This window comes from Psychrobacter sp. GP33 (assembly GCF_014119005.1).
In the GTDB taxonomy this organism is placed as follows: domain Bacteria; phylum Pseudomonadota; class Gammaproteobacteria; order Pseudomonadales; family Moraxellaceae; genus Psychrobacter.
Genome location: NZ_JACGYX010000005.1, coordinates 25351 through 43893, shown reverse-complemented (window position 1 = coordinate 43893; position 18543 = coordinate 25351). Strand labels below are relative to the sequence as shown.

Sequence of the window (18543 nt, the reverse complement as noted above, 5' to 3'; positions counted from 1 at the left end):
GATATTAAGTCGGACGTATAATATGGTACACATGACTTAAGTCATACACTCTATAGCGTGCTGGTTCTTTTCGGCTTTCACCAGCGTAGCTTAATATCAGTGCCTGCTTAGCTGATTCATCGACCCAGCCTACAAATAAGCCGCTGTGCTCGATATCGTTATAGCCATGATTAATATAATACAGCCAATCGCCAACCTGAATCTCGCCACTATTGACGTAAGGACCTTCGGCATAAGCGCCTTTATGAACGGTACTACGGTTCACGCCTGCACGATTAAAGACCGCATTGAGATAATCCCAGCAGCCGCCTTTAATCATGGTGCGCTCATTAAGCGACATAGTTCGCGCCATACTGATGACCTCACGCGCTGCCCTACTGCTTTTATTTTCAGCACGGCTTAATAACGGCAAATGAGCACTATCAACGTTATCATAGCTGCCAGCTATAGAGCCACCTGATAAAAATGCAGGCAATACATTTGGCGCTTGACGTTTTGCCTCTGGATAACGGGAAGAAGTATTCACAGCGGAGATGGGGGTATTCTGTTGTTTATAAGTTTGCGATTTATAAACAGGCGCCTTAGTAATAGGCGCAGAATTGACGTTATTGGTAGAGGGCGTTGGAGAATTCATGCGAACACGCTGAATGGTTGAGTGGGTGCTGACACGAGCAGCAGGTACGGCAAGCTCGGGTTGGGCAGATTTTTGGGTGATAAGCGTGCTCATACTATCGGCATATACCTGACCACTAGTCGTTGCCAAGACTACTAACAACGCCGTGGTTGGTATTTTTTTTAAAATAGGTTGCGCTTGCAGATAACGAGATGGGGCTGAGCATAAATAATGAACAAACGCCAGTTTATGTGAGGCGGTAACCGACAAACAAGACATGACACGCTCCTTTTAGGACAGCAACAATGGCAGCAAGAATAGCCATAACTATAAAATAAATAACCTCTAGTTATAAACTATTTCAGCAGGATACTGCAAGCGCTAAAGAGTAGGAAGAAGGAGATAAATGGGAGAACAAGAAATGAGCAATATTAAAAGTAAAAAGAAATATTGCGTAAAAAGAAGGGTTAGTCGTTACTCATTTTAATAGTGACATGCCGTTTATTTAACGTTTGTCCTTGTAAAATAGCTTTGGTAGCTTGAGCTTCTTTCTCATTATCAAAACCGCTGATATGATATTTACGGATATGATTAACATCCATAATTTGTAGCTGTTCACCCTCTAGCGTGATGATGTCGCCATCAGCGAGATGAATATGAGCGCGTTTGCCTTGATTATCATGTACCAGCTCGTTACAACGTACCCATAATATGCCACTGCTAATCTGACCGCTCATGGCTTTTTTATGGTTCTGCCGCTGCCGATTAAAGATAAAACTACCAATAATCAGCAGAGCAAGCGCACCAATCGACCAGCGTACAGGTAACAAACTCATTGCCAGCGCAACCGCAACCGCGCCTACCAATAACGCAGCACCAAACCAGAACAACCCATTATCTAATACTTGGGGTTGCCCTTGTAAGGTAATCTTTGCACCGTCATCAGTTAGCTTAAGCATACGTTACTACCAGCCTAATACAGTTTTCTGCATGGTAATGAGCTCGGCAATACCTTTTTCCGCAAGGATAAGCATGTCATCGGCTTGGGCGCGAGTGAACGGCTTTTCTTCAGCAGTACCTTGCAACTCGATAAACTCACCCTTTTGGGTCATAACCACGTTTAAATCCGTGTCACAGCTGGCGTCTTCTTCATAGTTTAAATCGAGATAAGCTTTGCCATCTTTCATGCCCACAGAAACCGCAGCAACCAAGCCAATTAAAGGATCTGCTTTTAGTTTTTTAGTTTTTTGAATGCTTTCTAACGCATCAATTAAGGCAATCGCTGCACCAGTCACACTGGCTGTGCGCGTACCGCCATCAGCTTGTAACACATCACAATCAAGATAAATAGTATTTTCGCCAAGCTTACTTAAGTCAATCATGGCACGTAGGCTACGACCGATTAAACGCTGAATTTCTTGGGTACGACCTGATTGCTTACCGCGCGCTGCTTCACGTTGGTTACGAGTATTGGTCGCGCGTGGCAACATACCATATTCAGCGGTAATCCAGCCTTTACCTTTACCTTTTAACCAGCGCGGAACGCCTGACTCAACACTGGCGGTACACAATACTTTGGTATCGCCAAAGCTGACCAACACTGACCCTTCAGCATGCTTGGTATAGTGGCGCTCAAAGGTAATCGAGCGAAGTTGGTCAAGCTCACGGTTGTCAATACGCATAAAAATTCCTAGTACGGTGTTATAAAGGCAGTGGTATAAACAAGTAGTCTACCCATTAAAAAATCAACAATGACTCATTATCAGGCCATCTGGCAGACGTAAATATTGAGATATCCTAACGTGACAACAGCATAATAGCAAGATAAGTGCTTACGATTACACGGTATTTTTGATAAAGACCATCGTTAAAACGAAAAAAAGATAAAGACGTTTCCGCCTTTATCTTTTAGATTTTATGATAATAATTAACAGTGTTATGCCAGAAGATTAATCCAAACCTTCCATCTTACGCAACTCTTTACGCAAAATTTTACCAACGTTCGACTTCGGTAATTCATCAACGAATTGCACGTGGCGTGGACGCTTATAACCGGTCAAATTCTTTTTGCCAAATTCGAGTAATTCTTGTTCGGTCACCTCACCTTTTTTGACCACAAAAATCTTTGGATCTTCACCGCGCTGCTCGTTTGGAATACCAATCGCGCCGCACTCTTTAACCGCAGGGTGCTCGCTCATGATTTCCTCAATCTCATTCGGATACACGTTAAAACCAGATACCAAAATCATGTCTTTTTTACGATCGACAATTTTAATGAATCCTTTGTCGTCCATAATACCAATATCACCGGTTTTCAGATAACCATTTTCCGTGAACGTTTCTGCCGTTTCATCAGGGCGATTTTGATAGCCAATCATCACTTGTGGACCTTTGACGCATATCTCGCCGCGCTCGCTAATAGCCACTTCGTTATCTTCTTCATCAATCAATATGATGTCGGTACTAGACGCTGGAATACCAATTTTTCCGGTGAATTCAGCAATGGTCATTGGATTAAACGCGACTACCGGAGACGTTTCAGATAAGCCGTAACCTTCTACAATCGGTAATCCTGTGATTTTATGCCAGTTTTTCGCGACACTAGGCAATACTGATGTACCACCACCAATCGCTGCTTTTAAGTTAGAGAAATCTAAGGTGGCAAAGCTTTCTTTATTGACCAAGCCATTAAATAACGTATTGACGGCAGGAATAAATGACGGCTTATATTTAGCCATTTCTTTAATCAAACCATCTAAATCACGCGGATTAGGAATCAGCAGTCCTGCATAACCTTGGTACATTCCATACATGCCACAGACCATAAATGAGAACACATGATAGAGTGGTAGCGCGGTCAAAATCACGTCTTCAGCATTGACATCATCCTCAAACGCGCTGTCCATCAAGGCGCTAATTTGTAGCATATTGGCGACTAAATTGCCGTGGCTTAGCATTGCCCCTTTTGCCACGCCAGTCGTACCACCCGTATATTGCAATAACGCCACATCACTTAAGTTCAAATCTGGACGCTTATATTTGCTTGCTGATACGCTATTGAGCGCCTCTTTAAAGCTGGTACTGTCCGGCAAATTATAAGAAGGAATCATTTTTTTAACATGACGGGCGACGAGATTAACCACCAACCCTTTCACTAGTCCGAGCATATCGCCAAGCTTACAGACGATAACGTGCTTAACATGACCTTTATTACTGGTTTCTTGATAAGTTTTGGCAAAATTCTCAACGATAAATAAGGCTTTTACGCCGCTATCGTCAAGCTGATGCGACAATTCACGACTGGTATATAACGGATTAACATTGACTAAAATCATGCCCGCACGAATGACACCAAGAGCAACAATAGGATATTGTAAAATATTAGGCATCATTACGCCCACTTTATCGCCTTTATTCAAACCTAATGATTGTAAATAACTGGCGATTTGCCGACTATATAAGTCTAATTGCTTAAAGCTAATCGACGCGCCCATGCAAATATAGGCAGGTTTTTGCCCATAACGACGAAAGTTACGCTCAAATACTTCTAGTAGTGAGGTATTGTCATCAGGCATATCAATAGTGGCGCTGATGCCGTAACGCTCATAAGCAGCAAGCCATGGGCGATCACTTGGAATATCGGGCATGGTTGGAAAAGCATTTGTCTCTGCCAATGACTGAGCGCGATGCCCTTTTGCTACGTTGCCTTTGTTTGGCTTGTGGGCAGGCGTTTCTTGATTGGCACTATTTTTTTTATTAGAGCTTTGGTTATTGGCAGTATCAGTCATAACTTTTCCTAAATGGTACATTTAAAAACATAGAATAATCTAATGAAGGCGCAAATACAGTGTTGGTTAGTGATTATTTGTGAACCGAACGTCATTACGCACAGTATTCTACGCTAGAAAAGTGCTTCTTAAAAAGAGGGTAAGTACAGCTCTCAACTGTAGATAACGTAAATATACACCGTAACGCCAATAATAAAAAAGGATAAGTTCACACAGTGGCGACCTTATCCTTTTTTCATGAGCACATAAGCGCTTAGTTTTTAACCGCTAACTATTGCTTAGCGTGACGGTCTGCTTCAAGTTTACGCAAATCTTTATGCAAGATTTTACCGACGTTTGATTTTGGCAGCTCATCGATAAATTCAACATAACGTGGGCGCTTATAGCCAGTCAAATGCTCTTTAGCATAGGCGTGTATTTCTTCTTCAGTCAAGCTAGCATCGCGGCGTACCACAAAAATTTTGGGCACTTCACCACTTTTATCATCTTCAACGCCAATGACACCGCACTCTAGAATCTTATGACAACCTGCCATAACCTCTTCGACTTCATTGGGATAGACGTTAAAACCAGACACCAAAATCATGTTCTTTTTACGATCAACGATACTGATATAACCATTCTCATCCATGATACCGATATCACCAGTACGGAAAAACCCATCGCTGGTCATTGATTCTGATGTTGCATCATCACGCTTCCAATAACCTTTCATGACTTGCGGACCACGCACGCCAATTTCACCACGTTCGCCCAATGCGACCTCGTTACCCACATCATCTAAAATAGCAACGTCAGTCGCTGGCATCGGTACGCCAATAGTGCCACTAAAAGTCGCGCTATTAATAGGATTGGCGGTGGCTACTGGAGATGTTTCCGATAATCCGTAGCCTTGGACGATAATATTGCCCGTTATTTGACGCCATTTTTCTGCAGTCGAGCTCACTACCGCCATTCCTCCGCCCATCGTTACGCGCAACTTACTATGATCCAACGCCTTAAACTCTTCATTATTAGCAAGGGCATTAAATAGCGTATTAACAGCAGGGAAAAGTGCAGGTGGATGATTTTTATAAGCTTTTAATAAGCTGTCAATATCACGCGGATTAGGAATCAATAAGCCGACACAGCCACGATATAGACCAAACATCCCACAAAGGGTAAATGAGAAAATATGATACAGCGGTAAAGCCGTCATAATCACTGCCTGCTCGCCACTTTTGTCAAACGCATCAAAGGCACTACCTAAAAAAGTATTGCACTGAATAAGGTTAGCTACCAAGTTTTTATGGGTCAGCATCGCCCCTTTAGCGACGCCTGTTGTGCCGCCTGTATATTGTAAAACAGCCACATCATCAAGGGTAATATTGCTTGGACGCTTATATTGGCTCATCGTGACTGTTTTTAGCGCAGCGTTGAACTTAACGCTACCAGCAATTTTATAATCAGGCACCAGTTTTTTGACATGGCGCACGATCGTATTCACCATAAAGCCTTTCAGCGTGCCCATCAGATCGCCCATACCCGTGATCACCACATGATCCACGATATTACGACCAATATCTTGATACGTTTTGGCAAAGTTCTCCACCAAAATAAGTGCTTTTGCCTCAGAGTCGGTAAGCTGATGCTCAAGCTCTTTGGTAGTGTATAACGGATTCACATTCACTAAGGTCAAGCCAGCACGCAGCACGCCAATAATGGTTACGGGCAACTGCAAAACATTGGGCATCATGACCGCGACTTTATCGCCTTTAACCAATCCCAATGACTGCAAATAAGCCGCCACTTGCCGACTGTATAAATCTACTTCCTGAAAAGTCAATTCAGAACCCATACAAACAAAAGCGGTTTTGTTGCCATTTTTAGCAAAGCTTTGTTCAAAAATATCAATCAGCGAGGTGTTATCCGCAGGCAATTCAATATCATATGTCAGCCCAAGCGCCTCATAAGTTTTTAGCCAAACTTTATCATCACGGCGCGTTAACTGGTCTTGATTATCCATAATCTTGTTTCTCCTCAAAAATGGTGCAATGGGCAGTAAATCTACATTTGTTCTTTAACATACACACTTTACCCAGACTACTCAATATAAAAGATTGGTATGAGCGTTCGTAAATAAATCGCAACGCTCATACTGTTCCTGTTCAAGGCTGCAAGGCATCGGCAAGTTCAGTCAAACCAATAAAACTGCGTCGTAAGCCATTAGGGTCAGTGACTGCTTTTTGATTGAGGCTTTGAGTAGCAAGAGCGCGGCTGTCTTTATATTGCCAGTTATTAATATACGGGCTCTGCTGCAAGCGCTGTCCAAACCCTGCGACGGCTATGGCAAACTGCGTATCAGGATAGGCATTGCTTAATGGCGTGGCTTTATTCAGCGCATTAATGGGCAAATCGACCAGCTGTGAGCTGGTGCTTTGCGTGGCTTTATAGCGTATTTTTAAGAAGCCTAACTCTTGATTGTTAATATTTTTTGCAACCATAGAGTTGCTTTTATTAGGGGCATTGTCTGGATAACGACGCGGGTTAAAACTGCCCATCTGCCCTGTTGGAGTAATCTCAAACAATGCCACGACTGCCTTGCCAGCACCAAGCTCACCGGCATCGACTTTATCATTATTAAAATCTTCTTCGGCGAGCACGCGATTTTCATAACCAATCAAGCGCCACTCTTCCACTTGTGTCGGATTAAATTCAATCTGAACTTTGACATCATGCGCCACGGTATTAAAAGTTGCTGCAAGCTCATCGCTCAATACTTTTTTAGCTTCGGCTAGGCTGTCAATATAACTATAATTGCCATTACCGCTGTCCGCCATTTGTTCCATCATATAATCGTTGAGATTACCGCGACCAAAGCCAATGGTAGACAAGGAAATCCCGCGATTGCGATTGGCTTTTACCAAGTCCAGCATCTCATCAACATCACTAATACCGACATTGAAGTCGCCATCGGTAAGCATCAAAATACGGTTGATACTGCCTTTTTTTAATGACTTACTTGCCTCAGCATAAGCCAGCTTGAGTGCGTCTTCGCCATTGGTACTGCCTTCAGCGCGCAAGCCATTAATCGCGGCTTGAATGGTTGCCGTTTTATCGCCGCGCGTTGCAGGTAAGACAACTTCGGTACTGCCCGAATAGCTGACGATACTAATGGTGTCCTCAGCGCGCAACTGCTTGGCTAATAAGTTTAATGTCGCCTGCGCTAATGGTAACTTGTCTTGTGATTGCATTGAGCCTGAGGTATCAACCAAAAACACCAAATTAGCAGGTGGCAGCGTCATCGCTTTCTGCCCAAATTTCGCAGTATCGATGGCTTTAATACCTACCTTTAGTATTTGATTGTTTTGTCCGGCTTTATCCCAAGGTGACTCGACTATTTCCGTTTCAATAATAAAGGGCGCACGATTCAAACGCCGCGCATTTGCAAAATGATAGGGAAAATAGTTAATCATCTCCTCAACCCGCACCGCATCTTTTGGTGGCAACTGTCCCTCGTTTAGATAGCGACGCACGTTAGCATAGCTGCCGGTATCAGTATCAATGGATAAAGTAGCAACCGGCATATCAGCCGTACGATGAATGGGATTTGTGACATTTTTTTGATAGTTATCGCGCATTTCTGGGGTCATCATTTTTGGTGATGGCATACCTTGTGGGATATAACTGGTGGAGCGCGTCAACATATCGGCGCTGCTGACAACTGTAGGCGCTGCCATCCCTATCACAGGGGCGACCCCTGAGACGACCGTACTTGCAGACTTTTGTGGCATCATATCACGAGTTGGTTCAGCCATGGGTTTACTCACTTGCTGCGAACTACAAGCCGTCAGCCCGATACTGGTCACCGCGCTTATTAATAATGCGCTACCTGCTAACTTGTGAGTATATAAGCGAGATAAAGGGGTCGATAACATAAGCAGCATCCTTGTTATTGCAGTCAGGTCAGTGGCAATTTATTCACCTAGAAACCAATCAAATTATTATCATTATAAAATTAACTATACTTAACTTACTATGTAATATCTATACATAAAACGGTGATTCACCGCGTCACGACTTGTCGTCTATTATGGCAGACACCTTTTTAATTATGGCGATTTCCTTTACGATAGCGCTATCTGAATTCTTTATCGTTCAACCCTATTTATAATTAATAAGCGAAATCACTTTTATGTCTGATGTTATTGATAATACGACTACCGTTACCGTCGCTAGTGAAGCGATGGATACCCGTTCTGTAGCCGAGTTTACTGAGCAAGCTTATTTAAATTATGCCATGTACGTCATTATGGATCGAGCGTTACCTAATATTGCCGATGGTCTAAAACCGGTGCAGCGACGCATTATTTATGCCATGAGCGAGCTGGGGCTTAAGTCTACGGCTAAGCCTAAAAAGTCCGCGCGTACCGTCGGTGACGTGCTCGGTAAATACCATCCGCACGGTGACAGCGCCTGTTATGAAGCCATGGTACTCATGGCGCAGCCGTTCAGTTATCGCTATCCGCTTATCTTCGGACAAGGTAACTGGGGCAGCCCTGATGACCCAAAATCTTTTGCCGCCATGCGTTATACCGAAGCTAAAATGTCCGCGTATGCCAATACCTTGCTCGCAGAACTCGGACAAGGCACGGTTGATTGGCAAGACAATTTCGACGGTACGATGCAGGAGCCGACCACGTTGCCCGCGCGCTTGCCCAATATTTTATTGAATGGCACGACTGGTATTGCTGTTGGTATGGCAACCGACATTCCACCGCATAACCTTAATGAAGTGGTACGTGCCGCTATTCGCTTATTAAAAAATCCTGAGCTATCCGTCAAGCAACTTACCCAATCGATTCCTGCGCCAGATTTGCCCACAAAAGCAGAAATTATCACCAGTAAAAAAGACTTGCAAGCCTTATATGAAACTGGACGTGGTAGCTATAAAATGCGCGCCACTTACCATATCGATGACAAAGAAAAAAACCTCGTCATTATCGATGCGCTACCCTATCAAGTGTCCGGTAATAAAATCCAAGAGCAAATTGCCAAGCTGATGACCGATAAAAAGCTGCCGTGGATTGTTGATATTCATGACGAATCAGATCACGAGAATGCTTGCCGTATCGTGTTGGAGCTGCGTTCAACGCGCGTTGATGTCGAGCGCGTGATGAGTCATTTATTTGCCACCACTGACCTTGAAAGCAATTACCGTGTCAATATGAATATGATTGGGCTAAACGGTAAGCCAAAAGTTAAAAACCTGAAAGATATCTTGGAAGAATGGCTCATTTGCCGTCGTTCCGTGGTCACGCGCCGCTTAGAATATCGCCTTGATAAAATCGATAAACGCTTGCACATTCTTGCTGGCTTATTGATTGCCTATTTACATATCGATGAGGTCATTCGCATTATTCGTGAAGAAGATGAGCCAAAGTTAGCCTTGATGCAAGGCTATGACTTGTCCGATATTCAAGCCAATGCCATCCTAGATATTCGTCTGCGCCAACTGGCAAAACTGGAAGAATTTGAGCTAAAACGCGAACAAGATGAATTGGCAAACGAGCGTGCCATTATCCAAGAATATCTTGATAATCCAGAAAGTTTGACCGGCTTAATCATTGATGAGCTGACTGAAGATATGAAAGCGCATGGTGACAATCGTATGTCGCCACTGGCGGAACGTGAAGACGCACAAGCGTTAAAAGAATCTGACCTTGTCCCAAGCGAGCCTATCACTGCCGTATTATCCAAAGCAGGTTGGATACGCGCCGCAAAAGGTCACGACGTGGACGCGCAAGGCATGAGCTACCGTTCAGGCGACAGCTACCAAGCGCACGCACGCGGTAAATCCAATGAGAAAATCTACGTCTTTGACAGTACGGGTCGCAGCTATAGTGTTGAGGCGCATAATTTGGCATCAGCACGTGGGCAAGGCGATCCGCTCACCAGTGTCTTAAAACCGCCCTCAGGCGCGCACTTTGAGCAGCTACTTGCTGGCGATAATGACCAACGTATTATTCTAGCCAGCTCGCAAGGTTACGGCTTTATCAATACTTTGGGTAATTTGGACAGCAATCAAAAAGCAGGGAAAAACATCATCACCCTAACTGCCGATAGCCGATTGTTACCCATCGCACGTATAGATACTGCCACAGATATGAGCGTCAATAGCACAACTAAAAGTGACGGTATTGACCAAACGCCAGACCATATCGCCGTCGTGACCAATGCAGGCTATTTATTAATCTTTGCCTTAGATGACTTACCTGAACAGGCTCGCGGTAAGGGTAATAAAATGATTACGCTAAAAGATAAGGAAGAAGTCCTTGCCATCACGCCATTAACTCAGCAAGACAGCCTAATCATCACCGCAGGCAAACGTCATGTAACCTTAAAGCCGATGGACTTAGCGAATTATACGTCCAAGCGTGGCAGTCGTGGCAGTCAATTGCCAAGAGGTTTTCAGAATGTGACGAGTGTTGAGGTGGTTGGGTAAAATTATATGACCTTATTAAGTAACGCAAAAAAGGAGTTTAACAATTCTCCTATAATCGTTAGTTGTACTGTTGGTAGCTTTATCATTGCTATTATTATGCTTTCTTTCGCATTAAGAAGCCCAATTATTGTAACTAATACGAGTAGCGTCCAAGGTTTAGAGGTAATCTTTGACGTTAAGAACTTACTTTTTTGTTTAGCATATTATATTTTTATATCTTTAGCTACTTCATCTTTTATTCGATTACTTTACAGACATTATAGTTTTACTGCCGCTTTTCTATCGATAATTACTGCTGTTTTAATAAACTTTTCTACTTATACTGCCATTAATATGTTTCCTCCAATAATGTTAAATACTTTACATCTTGGAGTAGTTTCTAACTTGATATACGGGTCTACGTTAATCATATTTATTGCTGTTTGCGGACAACCAGTTGTTAGAAGTCTTGCAGAAAATGCGCTAGGTATTGAGAAGCCTAACCAGAGAGTAAACATCGAAGATAAGAAAACTAGAACTTCTAGTAACAATGGGGTATCAATAGTTTTTTTATTGATTATACTTTCGATTTGGGGTTCTATGGTTTCATATGGACAAAAATCAGCTATACATTCATTATTACCTGAAGTTTGGCAACCATCAATAAAAGATATTACTGATAAAAACTAATTTAATTTTTTGAAAACATATAGCATATTTGAATTTAAATATTTAAAAAGGACACTCATGCCAACCTCAACCAACAAAACCGAAAAAATTGACACCATCCCCACGCCCAAAATCATATTTTTTGATATCGACGACACGTTAAGCCGAAACGGTGAAATTGCCCCACAAAATAAAGCCACGCTTGAAGCACTGGCGGAGACCGATATTAAACTGGTGATTTCAACTGGACGCTCAAAGCCGATATTGCCCCTCGATATTCTAGCATTGCTTGAAGCGGACGTTTTAGATGCCATTATCTGTATGAATGGGCAATATAGTTTTGATAATGAGCGCGTGATTAGCGACTACCCCTTATCGAGTGAGCAAGCCGCCACAATTTCTGAGCTGTGCAGAAGCAGCGATTTGGTCTATAAATTTGACTCCGCAACCCACGTGGTGTGGTCAGATGAGCACGATTGGCAGACCACGTATCATGATCGAATCAAAAGCTGTAGTATGATTGACCCTGATTATTGTCATTTTAATACCGTATATCAATGTTCCGTATTTTTTGATGAACAAGACCAAAAAATGCAAGATGTAGACTTTGTTAAGCACCGGTTAAAGTTAGTCCACTGGCATCAGATTGTGGGCGATATTTTGCCAATTGATGCCTCAAAAGCGCGCGGCATATTGGATGTATGTGCGCATTTTGGCGTTGATGCAACCGACTGTATGGCATTTGGTGATGGGCTGAATGATTTAGAAATGTTTGATTTGGTCGGCTATGCGGTGGCAATGGGCGATGCTAAAGATGAATTAAAAGAAAGAGCAGATTTTGTCACTGGTACGATTGAAGAACATGGCATCCAAGCGGTGTTGAATCATTTCCATGTTGATTAACCGTCAGCGATAGACTATTTTTTACATTAAAAAAACCCTTGCCAATATCTAGCAAGGGTTTTTTATTATTTAGCATTTACTCGTTGTTATGCAATTATCTTGCCGGATAAAACGTCTCTGAACCCGGACCTACTGGCAGACCCAAGACAAATACCCAAATCCAAAATAAGAACACCCAACCGACCAAAAATGCCATTGAATACGGTAGCATCATTGCCATCAACGTGCCAACGCCCGTGTCTTTTTTATAGCGAATCGCCACTGCCATAATCAAGCCAAAATAGCTCATCATCGGCGTGATGATATTGGTGGTCGAATCGCCAATACGATACGCCGCTTGAATCATCTCAGGCGCATAGCCGGTCAGCATGAGCATCGGTACGAAAATAGGCGCAGTGATTGCCCACTGCGCAGATGCCGAACCTAACATGAGATTGACGACCGCACAAATTAGGATAAAACCAACCAATAAAAACGGTCCCGTTAAGCCGATATCAGTAAGGAATGTTGCTCCTGATACCGCCATAATTGAACCCAAATTTGACCAGTTAAAAAAGGCGGTAAACTGCGCAGCAAAAAAGACCAATACAATATAAATGCTGAGCGAACTCATCGCGTGGCTCATGGCATCAACCACATCTTGGTTGTTTTTCATACTGCCAGTAATTTTGCCATAAATATAACCGGGTATCGCAAAGAATACAAAAATGAATACCACGATGCCATGTAAAAATGGCGAACCCGATACCAGTCCTGTTTCCGCGTGACGTAATATACCGTCAGCCGGTACAATCGTCCATGCCAGCAATAAGCAAAATACCAACATGCTCAGACCTGACCAGATAAGCCCTTTTTTCTCAATGGACGACAAACTCTCGATTTGATTGTCCAGCACCGAAGGGTCATCTGCATCTTTCGGGTTGTATTCACCTAAACTTGGCTCAACGATTTTTTCTGTGACGAAATAACCCAAACCACTGATTAAAAAGGTACTCACTGCCATAAAGTACCAGTTTGCCTCTGCGCCAACGGTGTACGCTGGGTCAATAATACGCGCTGCTTCTTGGGTGATACCAGACAACAATGGATCAACTGTACCCAACAGTAAATTGGCACTATAACCACCAGACACGCCAGCAAAAGCTGCTGCCAATCCTGCCAAAGGATGACGTCCAAGCGAGTGGAAAATCACCGCAGCCAGCGGTATCAATACCACATAACCAAGCTCAGCTGCGGTATTCGACATAATACCGGCAAAGACAATGGTCAAAGTGACCAGCTTTTTGGGGGCGTTCATGACCAAACCGCGCAATGCAGCAGATATCATGCCTGAGCGTTCAGCAATACCCACACCTAAGAGCGCGACCAATACTGTACCTAATGGCACAAAACCGGTAAAGTTGGTGACTAAGTTTTCAACGATGCGCGCTAAGCCTTCGCCGTTTAGTAAATTAACGACATGAATAATGCCGTCTTCGCTGCGTCCGGTTGTCCCTACTGGGCGCGGATCGAGTGCTGATACGCCAAAAAATGACAGTACAGCAGACAGCACTAATAAAAACACCGACATCCAAACGAACAAAATTACCGGATGCGGCAGTAAGTTGCCAAGCCACTCAACGCCTTTTAAAAAACCCTGCATACGCGAACTTTTAGCTTCTACCTCAAAATCATTATTTGGCGGACTGCCCTCTGGTGGATTACTTCCTTGCATAACTCAACATTCCCTTTAATTTTCACAGTATATTTATTTTCTAATCACGATGAACTTTTGGTAACAAACCCGAATATGGGCAGGCAAAAGTTCTTGGATTTAAACATACTTGAGCAATAAAAACAAACATTCTTGATGGGTTGTGGAAACTATTAGTAATGAATGATTGAAAAGCCAAAATATAGATAAAAAAATAGGCTTATAAAATAATAAGCCTAGTAACAATGTAAAGGAAAACAGTGACCATGTTTACGCCTTAATATATCCTATCACTGTCGTCTTGTAGCCAATCCATAGACCCAACTGCCAAGCTTATAAAAGACGAAAGCAATGAGCATAAATACTAGTGCACCAAGCACATAAGCAAGCGCTGTCGGTACACTGGTCAACCAGCCAATGGTAAACGCGACGCCCAAATAGGCTTCTAACGGCCAGCTTAATATTGGCGTATCCATACCCATATTAAGCATCGTGATTAAGCCCGCTATCGCAATAACAGCAGTGATAATGCCAGCAATTTTTCGGTTGTCCATCTCATCTCTCTTATACGCCTTACTCTGGTAACGGCATTTACAGTTATAAATAAAAAAACCATTACATCATCCTTCGACGTACGTAACGGTGTGTTTATGTCATTATTGTGTCGTTATTCGTGGAATCATCAGTGTCAGCACTAACTTTAAGTTAACGCCGGACTAGAATACAGTTATGGCATCTATGGCATGGTCAAACCGCCATCAACCGCAATAGATTGTCCCGTAATCGCCGCACTTAGGTCAGACGCCATAAGCAGTACCGAATTGGCAAAGTCGGCTACCGATGTGGCTTGGCGTAATGGTGTGGTAGTGGCGATATAGTCAAATACTTCTTCAGTCGTTAGACTGCTAGCGTCAGTCGTTTTTAAAAGTCCGCCTGCCAGCAAGTTAACACGAATACCGTATTGTCCAAGCTCAGCCGCTAAGTTGCGCGTCAGACCAATGAGCGCTGATTTTGCGGTAGTATAGTCATAATAAGTGACCACTGGATTATAAACGAGGTTGGTTGAGATATTAATAATCTTGCCCATTTTCTGCGCTTTCATTTGCGGCAATACGGCTTGCACGGTATTGACCGCACCTTGCACAATACCGTCTATTTGCTGAGAAAAATGCGCCCATTTTACGGTCTCAATACTGGTGTAATCGGCACTCGGATTAAACTGATAATTAGGTAAGGCATTATTGACCAAGATATCAATACCTCCAAAACGTTTAATCACTTCCGCTGCCATAGCTTGCATTTGCTCAAATCTCGTCACATCACCTTGATAAGCAAACGCTTGCCCGCCAGCCGCTTTGATATTAGCAACAACTTTGTCAGCCGCGTCTTTACTGTTAAGATAATTAACACAAACGCTCGCGCCTGCGGCTGCCATTTGCGTGGCAATTTGAGCACCCAAACCGCGACTGGCACCGGTCACAATCGCTACTTTGGTTGTTAGTAAGGCAGGAATAGCCAATTCTGTTTTATTCATCGTATTTTATCCTTATTATTAATAATATAACGCGACTTAACAGCGCACTTTTAAAGCCTAGCAAACAAATCAGCGCCAATCATAGCATGGTTATAAGGCAGTCTTACTTCTTCCAAATATTGCTTTTGCCTTGTGTTATCCGCTCCCAATGCATGCCAAACTCTTTACATTTCGACTTACCATGACCATCACCGTATAATGAATAATGCTATAACGCTGTTATGTCTGCATTTTTATCTTTTGCCTAATTGAGGAGAGACATTTTGTCCTATTTAACCCCAGCCATCCGGTGTACTCGCGCCTCTAAACCAATACTGACCAAAGCCTTGTTGTACGCTGCTATTGGTATAATTGGATTGTCACTCACCAGCTGTAGCAAATCCGAAAATGCGTCTGACGTGGGCGCAGCTGCCAGTACGGAAACGTTAAATCTGTATAACTGGTCAGAATATATGCCTCAAGAGATTCTAGATGGCTTTACCAAAGAGACAGGCATTCGGGTCAATTACACCACTTTTGACTCCAATGAAGCGATGTACGCTAAGCTAAAACTGCTTGATGATTCAAGCCAATATGATTTAGCAATTCCATCAACCTATTATGTCGAAAAAATGGCAAAAGAAGGATTACTGCAAGAATTAGATAAATCCAAATTAAGCAATTTTAGTAACCTCGATACCTCATTTACCAATACCAAAGTCGACCCTGAGAATAAATATTCCATTCCCTATATGTGGGGCAGCACCGGACTTGCTATTAATGGTGAAGCGATTGACCCTGCAACGGTCAACAGCTGGAATGATTTGTGGCGTCCTGAATATAAAGGGCAAGTCATGTTGATGAATGATATGCGTGAAGTGTTTGGCATGTCACTATTGACCCTTGGCTATTCAGGTAATAGCAGCAATCCTGACGAAATTAAAGCGGCTTATGAGAAACTCACAACTTTAATGCCCAATGTCAAAACCTTTAATTCTGATGCCTCGCGCATGCCGTATATGGAAGGCGAAACCAATATTGGCATGACTTGGAATGGGGAAGCTATTATCGCCAATAACGAAGGCTTAACCAGCTTGGTCTATAAATACCCAACCGAGGGCGCGATACTGTGGATGGATAACTTTGTCATTCCAAAAAATGCCAAACACGTTGATGCCGCGCATAAATTTATTGACTACTTACTGCGTCCAGAAAATTCTAAAATCGTGAGTGAAGAGATTGGCTACGCCTCGCCTAACTTAGCAGCCCGTAAACTGATGACCGAAGAGGTTCGCAACAATCCCACTATTTATCCGAGCAAAGATATACTGGCAAAAGCTGAATTTCAAGAAGATGTTGGTGATGACGCGCTACAAGTTTATCAGCAATATTGGGATAAACTAAAAACAGGGCGTTAAGGTAAAAACACTCTATATAAACGATACATTTTAAAAAACGCTGATCTTAAATGGTCAGCGTTTTTTATTACCTAAATTTTTATTGTCTAGAATTTTGTAACTTAAATTTTTTATGGTCTATAAATGTAAATCGGTCTCGCCGCCATGCTTTTCAATGCGGTGCTGTTCTCGGCGCTGATAACGTACACCGGATGCAGCAAACCACTGTGGTTTATACAATTGCAATAAATCACTCAGCTGCTGCAATTGAGTTTGCAACGTCTTGGTTAACCAAAAATAGCCCTGCCACTCAAATGGTAAATGGTGCACACTGGGATAATCTGATACGGCAATACGCGTAATCGGGCGAAACAACTCATCATTTGGGCTGCGTAATACTGCTGCCATATGCTGCATCGCTTGAGTCAATTCATGTTGATAATGAAGCAATAAAATATGATTATCATCATCAATTTCAATATTTGCCAAGCGCGGTGCAGCGGTTAATAATAAATCAATCGTGCCAATAATATTACGATGGACGCGCTGAATGGTCTCGATAGTGTCTTTATCAAGACCTGTCTCGCTTGCTGTCGCTGCAATATGCGGACGCACAGCGAGCAAGCGCTTATTAATCTCTTCTAGCGATTTTAATAGTGTCTTGTCGACAGGAGTATCTGCAATAGCATGACTATGTGCAGTATAAACAATCTGCAATTTACCATCATTTTCATAATGAGTCTTAGGCTTGATAACTAAAGTATCAACATCAATATGATGACCAACGCTAGCATATAAAGTGGCACAGGCATCAAGATTGCTTGCCATTAAAAATCGCCACATTAAGGTTGATTTGAGCGGTAAAATTAACGTCGCTGCGACAGCAACGCCTGCACCAAGCAAAATATTAAAGGCGCGATATAGCCCATCTTGAGTAATATTATTGTGGTTCGGGCTAGACACTATCATCAGCATGGTAATACCTGTCAGCAAACCGATATAGCCCAGCTGTTTGACCGCTACATAACCAATAATACCGCTAATAATACCAATCAATAAATAGTACAACCATAACCAGGTGTCAATATCCTGACTTAACCATAAGAATCCCAAGCCAACAACCACGCCAAACACCGTACCCAATACCCGCTCTTTCGCTTTAGTGTAAATCGCACCTTGATACTGCAATAATCCTAATATTACAAAAACGGTAATGGTCGTCCATTCTCCATGCGGCAGATGCGTGAGTCGATTCAGCAGTAACGCTGTTAATACCGCGACTCCCAAACGTATGGCATGCAAAATATCCGCATGCTGATAGCGCGCATACGGCTCAATAATTGGGGCAGTGAATCGTTGCCAACCTCTACTATGTCGCCCACGTTGCCCATATTGCCAAAACGGTCGTTTCACCCAGATACTCTTATTAATCGGTTAAGGTATAAGTTGCATCATACTGCTTAATAGCAGCATACAATATAATTATTCTAAAGCATCGTGCAAT

Annotated in this window: 14 protein-coding genes; 4 read left to right on the top strand and 10 right to left on the bottom strand. The window is 42.8% G+C overall.

Going from position 1 to position 18543, the window contains the following annotated elements:
* Positions 1-4: 4 nt before the first annotated feature.
* The 6 genes from H2245_RS07985 to H2245_RS07960 all read right to left on the bottom strand — a co-directional run bounded on the left by H2245_RS07985 (position 5) and on the right by H2245_RS07960 (position 8318).
* Positions 5-892 carry a hypothetical protein gene (locus H2245_RS07985; protein WP_259365142.1) on the bottom strand — a complete coding sequence of 296 codons (888 nt, stop codon included), beginning with the start codon at positions 890-892 and terminating at the stop codon, positions 5-7.
* Between the two features lie 188 nt (positions 893-1080).
* Complete coding sequence (locus tag H2245_RS07980; protein ID WP_182406879.1) at positions 1081-1572, bottom strand: hypothetical protein; 492 nt, start codon at positions 1570-1572, stop codon at positions 1081-1083.
* Positions 1573-1578: 6 nt separating this feature from the next.
* Positions 1579-2295, bottom strand: coding sequence for a ribonuclease PH (gene rph / locus H2245_RS07975; protein WP_182406878.1), 717 nt, complete (start codon positions 2293-2295; stop codon positions 1579-1581).
* Positions 2296-2562: 267 nt separating this feature from the next.
* Positions 2563-4401 (bottom strand): AMP-binding protein, encoded by a 1839-nt coding sequence (locus H2245_RS07970; protein WP_404944669.1) that lies wholly within the window; start codon positions 4399-4401, stop codon positions 2563-2565.
* A gap of 271 nt (positions 4402-4672) precedes the next feature.
* Positions 4673-6406 carry an AMP-binding protein gene (locus H2245_RS07965; protein ID WP_182406877.1) on the bottom strand — a complete coding sequence of 578 codons (1734 nt, stop codon included), beginning with the start codon at positions 6404-6406 and terminating at the stop codon, positions 4673-4675.
* Positions 6407-6548: 142 nt separating this feature from the next.
* Entirely contained in the window at positions 6549-8318 is a 1770-nt protein-coding gene (locus H2245_RS07960) for a von Willebrand factor type A domain-containing protein (RefSeq protein WP_182406876.1), read from the bottom strand.
* Between the two features lie 257 nt (positions 8319-8575).
* Here H2245_RS07960 and parC point away from each other — a divergent pair, with 257 nt between their 5' ends.
* Genes parC through H2245_RS07945 form a run of 3 tightly spaced genes read left to right on the top strand, consistent with a single transcriptional unit; the run spans position 8576 to position 12436 of the window.
* Complete coding sequence (gene parC / locus H2245_RS07955; RefSeq protein ID WP_182406875.1) at positions 8576-10885, top strand: DNA topoisomerase IV subunit A; 2310 nt, start codon at positions 8576-8578, stop codon at positions 10883-10885.
* Between the two features lie 6 nt (positions 10886-10891).
* The gene (locus H2245_RS07950; RefSeq protein ID WP_182406874.1) at positions 10892-11554 is read left to right on the top strand and encodes a hypothetical protein; all 663 of its coding nucleotides are present in this window, start codon (positions 10892-10894) and stop codon (positions 11552-11554) included.
* Positions 11555-11611: 57 nt separating this feature from the next.
* Complete coding sequence (locus H2245_RS07945) at positions 11612-12436, top strand: HAD family hydrolase (RefSeq protein WP_182406873.1); 825 nt, start codon at positions 11612-11614, stop codon at positions 12434-12436.
* 94 nt (positions 12437-12530) lie between these two features.
* Here H2245_RS07945 and H2245_RS07940 read toward each other — a convergent pair whose 3' ends face one another.
* The 3 genes from H2245_RS07940 to H2245_RS07930 form a co-directional block, all read right to left on the bottom strand.
* Positions 12531-14150, bottom strand: coding sequence for an AbgT family transporter (locus H2245_RS07940; protein WP_182406872.1), 1620 nt, complete (start codon positions 14148-14150; stop codon positions 12531-12533).
* Positions 14151-14419: 269 nt separating this feature from the next.
* On the bottom strand, positions 14420-14683 hold the full coding sequence (locus H2245_RS07935; RefSeq protein WP_182406871.1) for a hypothetical protein: 264 nt from the start codon (positions 14681-14683) through the stop codon (positions 14420-14422).
* A gap of 182 nt (positions 14684-14865) precedes the next feature.
* On the bottom strand, positions 14866-15663 hold the full coding sequence (locus H2245_RS07930) for a 3-oxoacyl-ACP reductase (protein WP_182406870.1): 798 nt from the start codon (positions 15661-15663) through the stop codon (positions 14866-14868).
* 263 nt (positions 15664-15926) lie between these two features.
* Here H2245_RS07930 and H2245_RS07925 point away from each other — a divergent pair, with 263 nt between their 5' ends.
* Positions 15927-17060, top strand: a complete 1134-nt coding sequence (locus H2245_RS07925) for a PotD/PotF family extracellular solute-binding protein (RefSeq protein WP_182406869.1) — start codon at positions 15927-15929, stop codon at positions 17058-17060.
* Between the two features lie 117 nt (positions 17061-17177).
* Here H2245_RS07925 and H2245_RS07920 read toward each other — a convergent pair whose 3' ends face one another.
* Complete coding sequence (locus H2245_RS07920; RefSeq protein WP_182406868.1) at positions 17178-18452, bottom strand: FUSC family protein; 1275 nt, start codon at positions 18450-18452, stop codon at positions 17178-17180.
* Between the last annotated feature and the right edge of the window lie 91 nt (positions 18453-18543).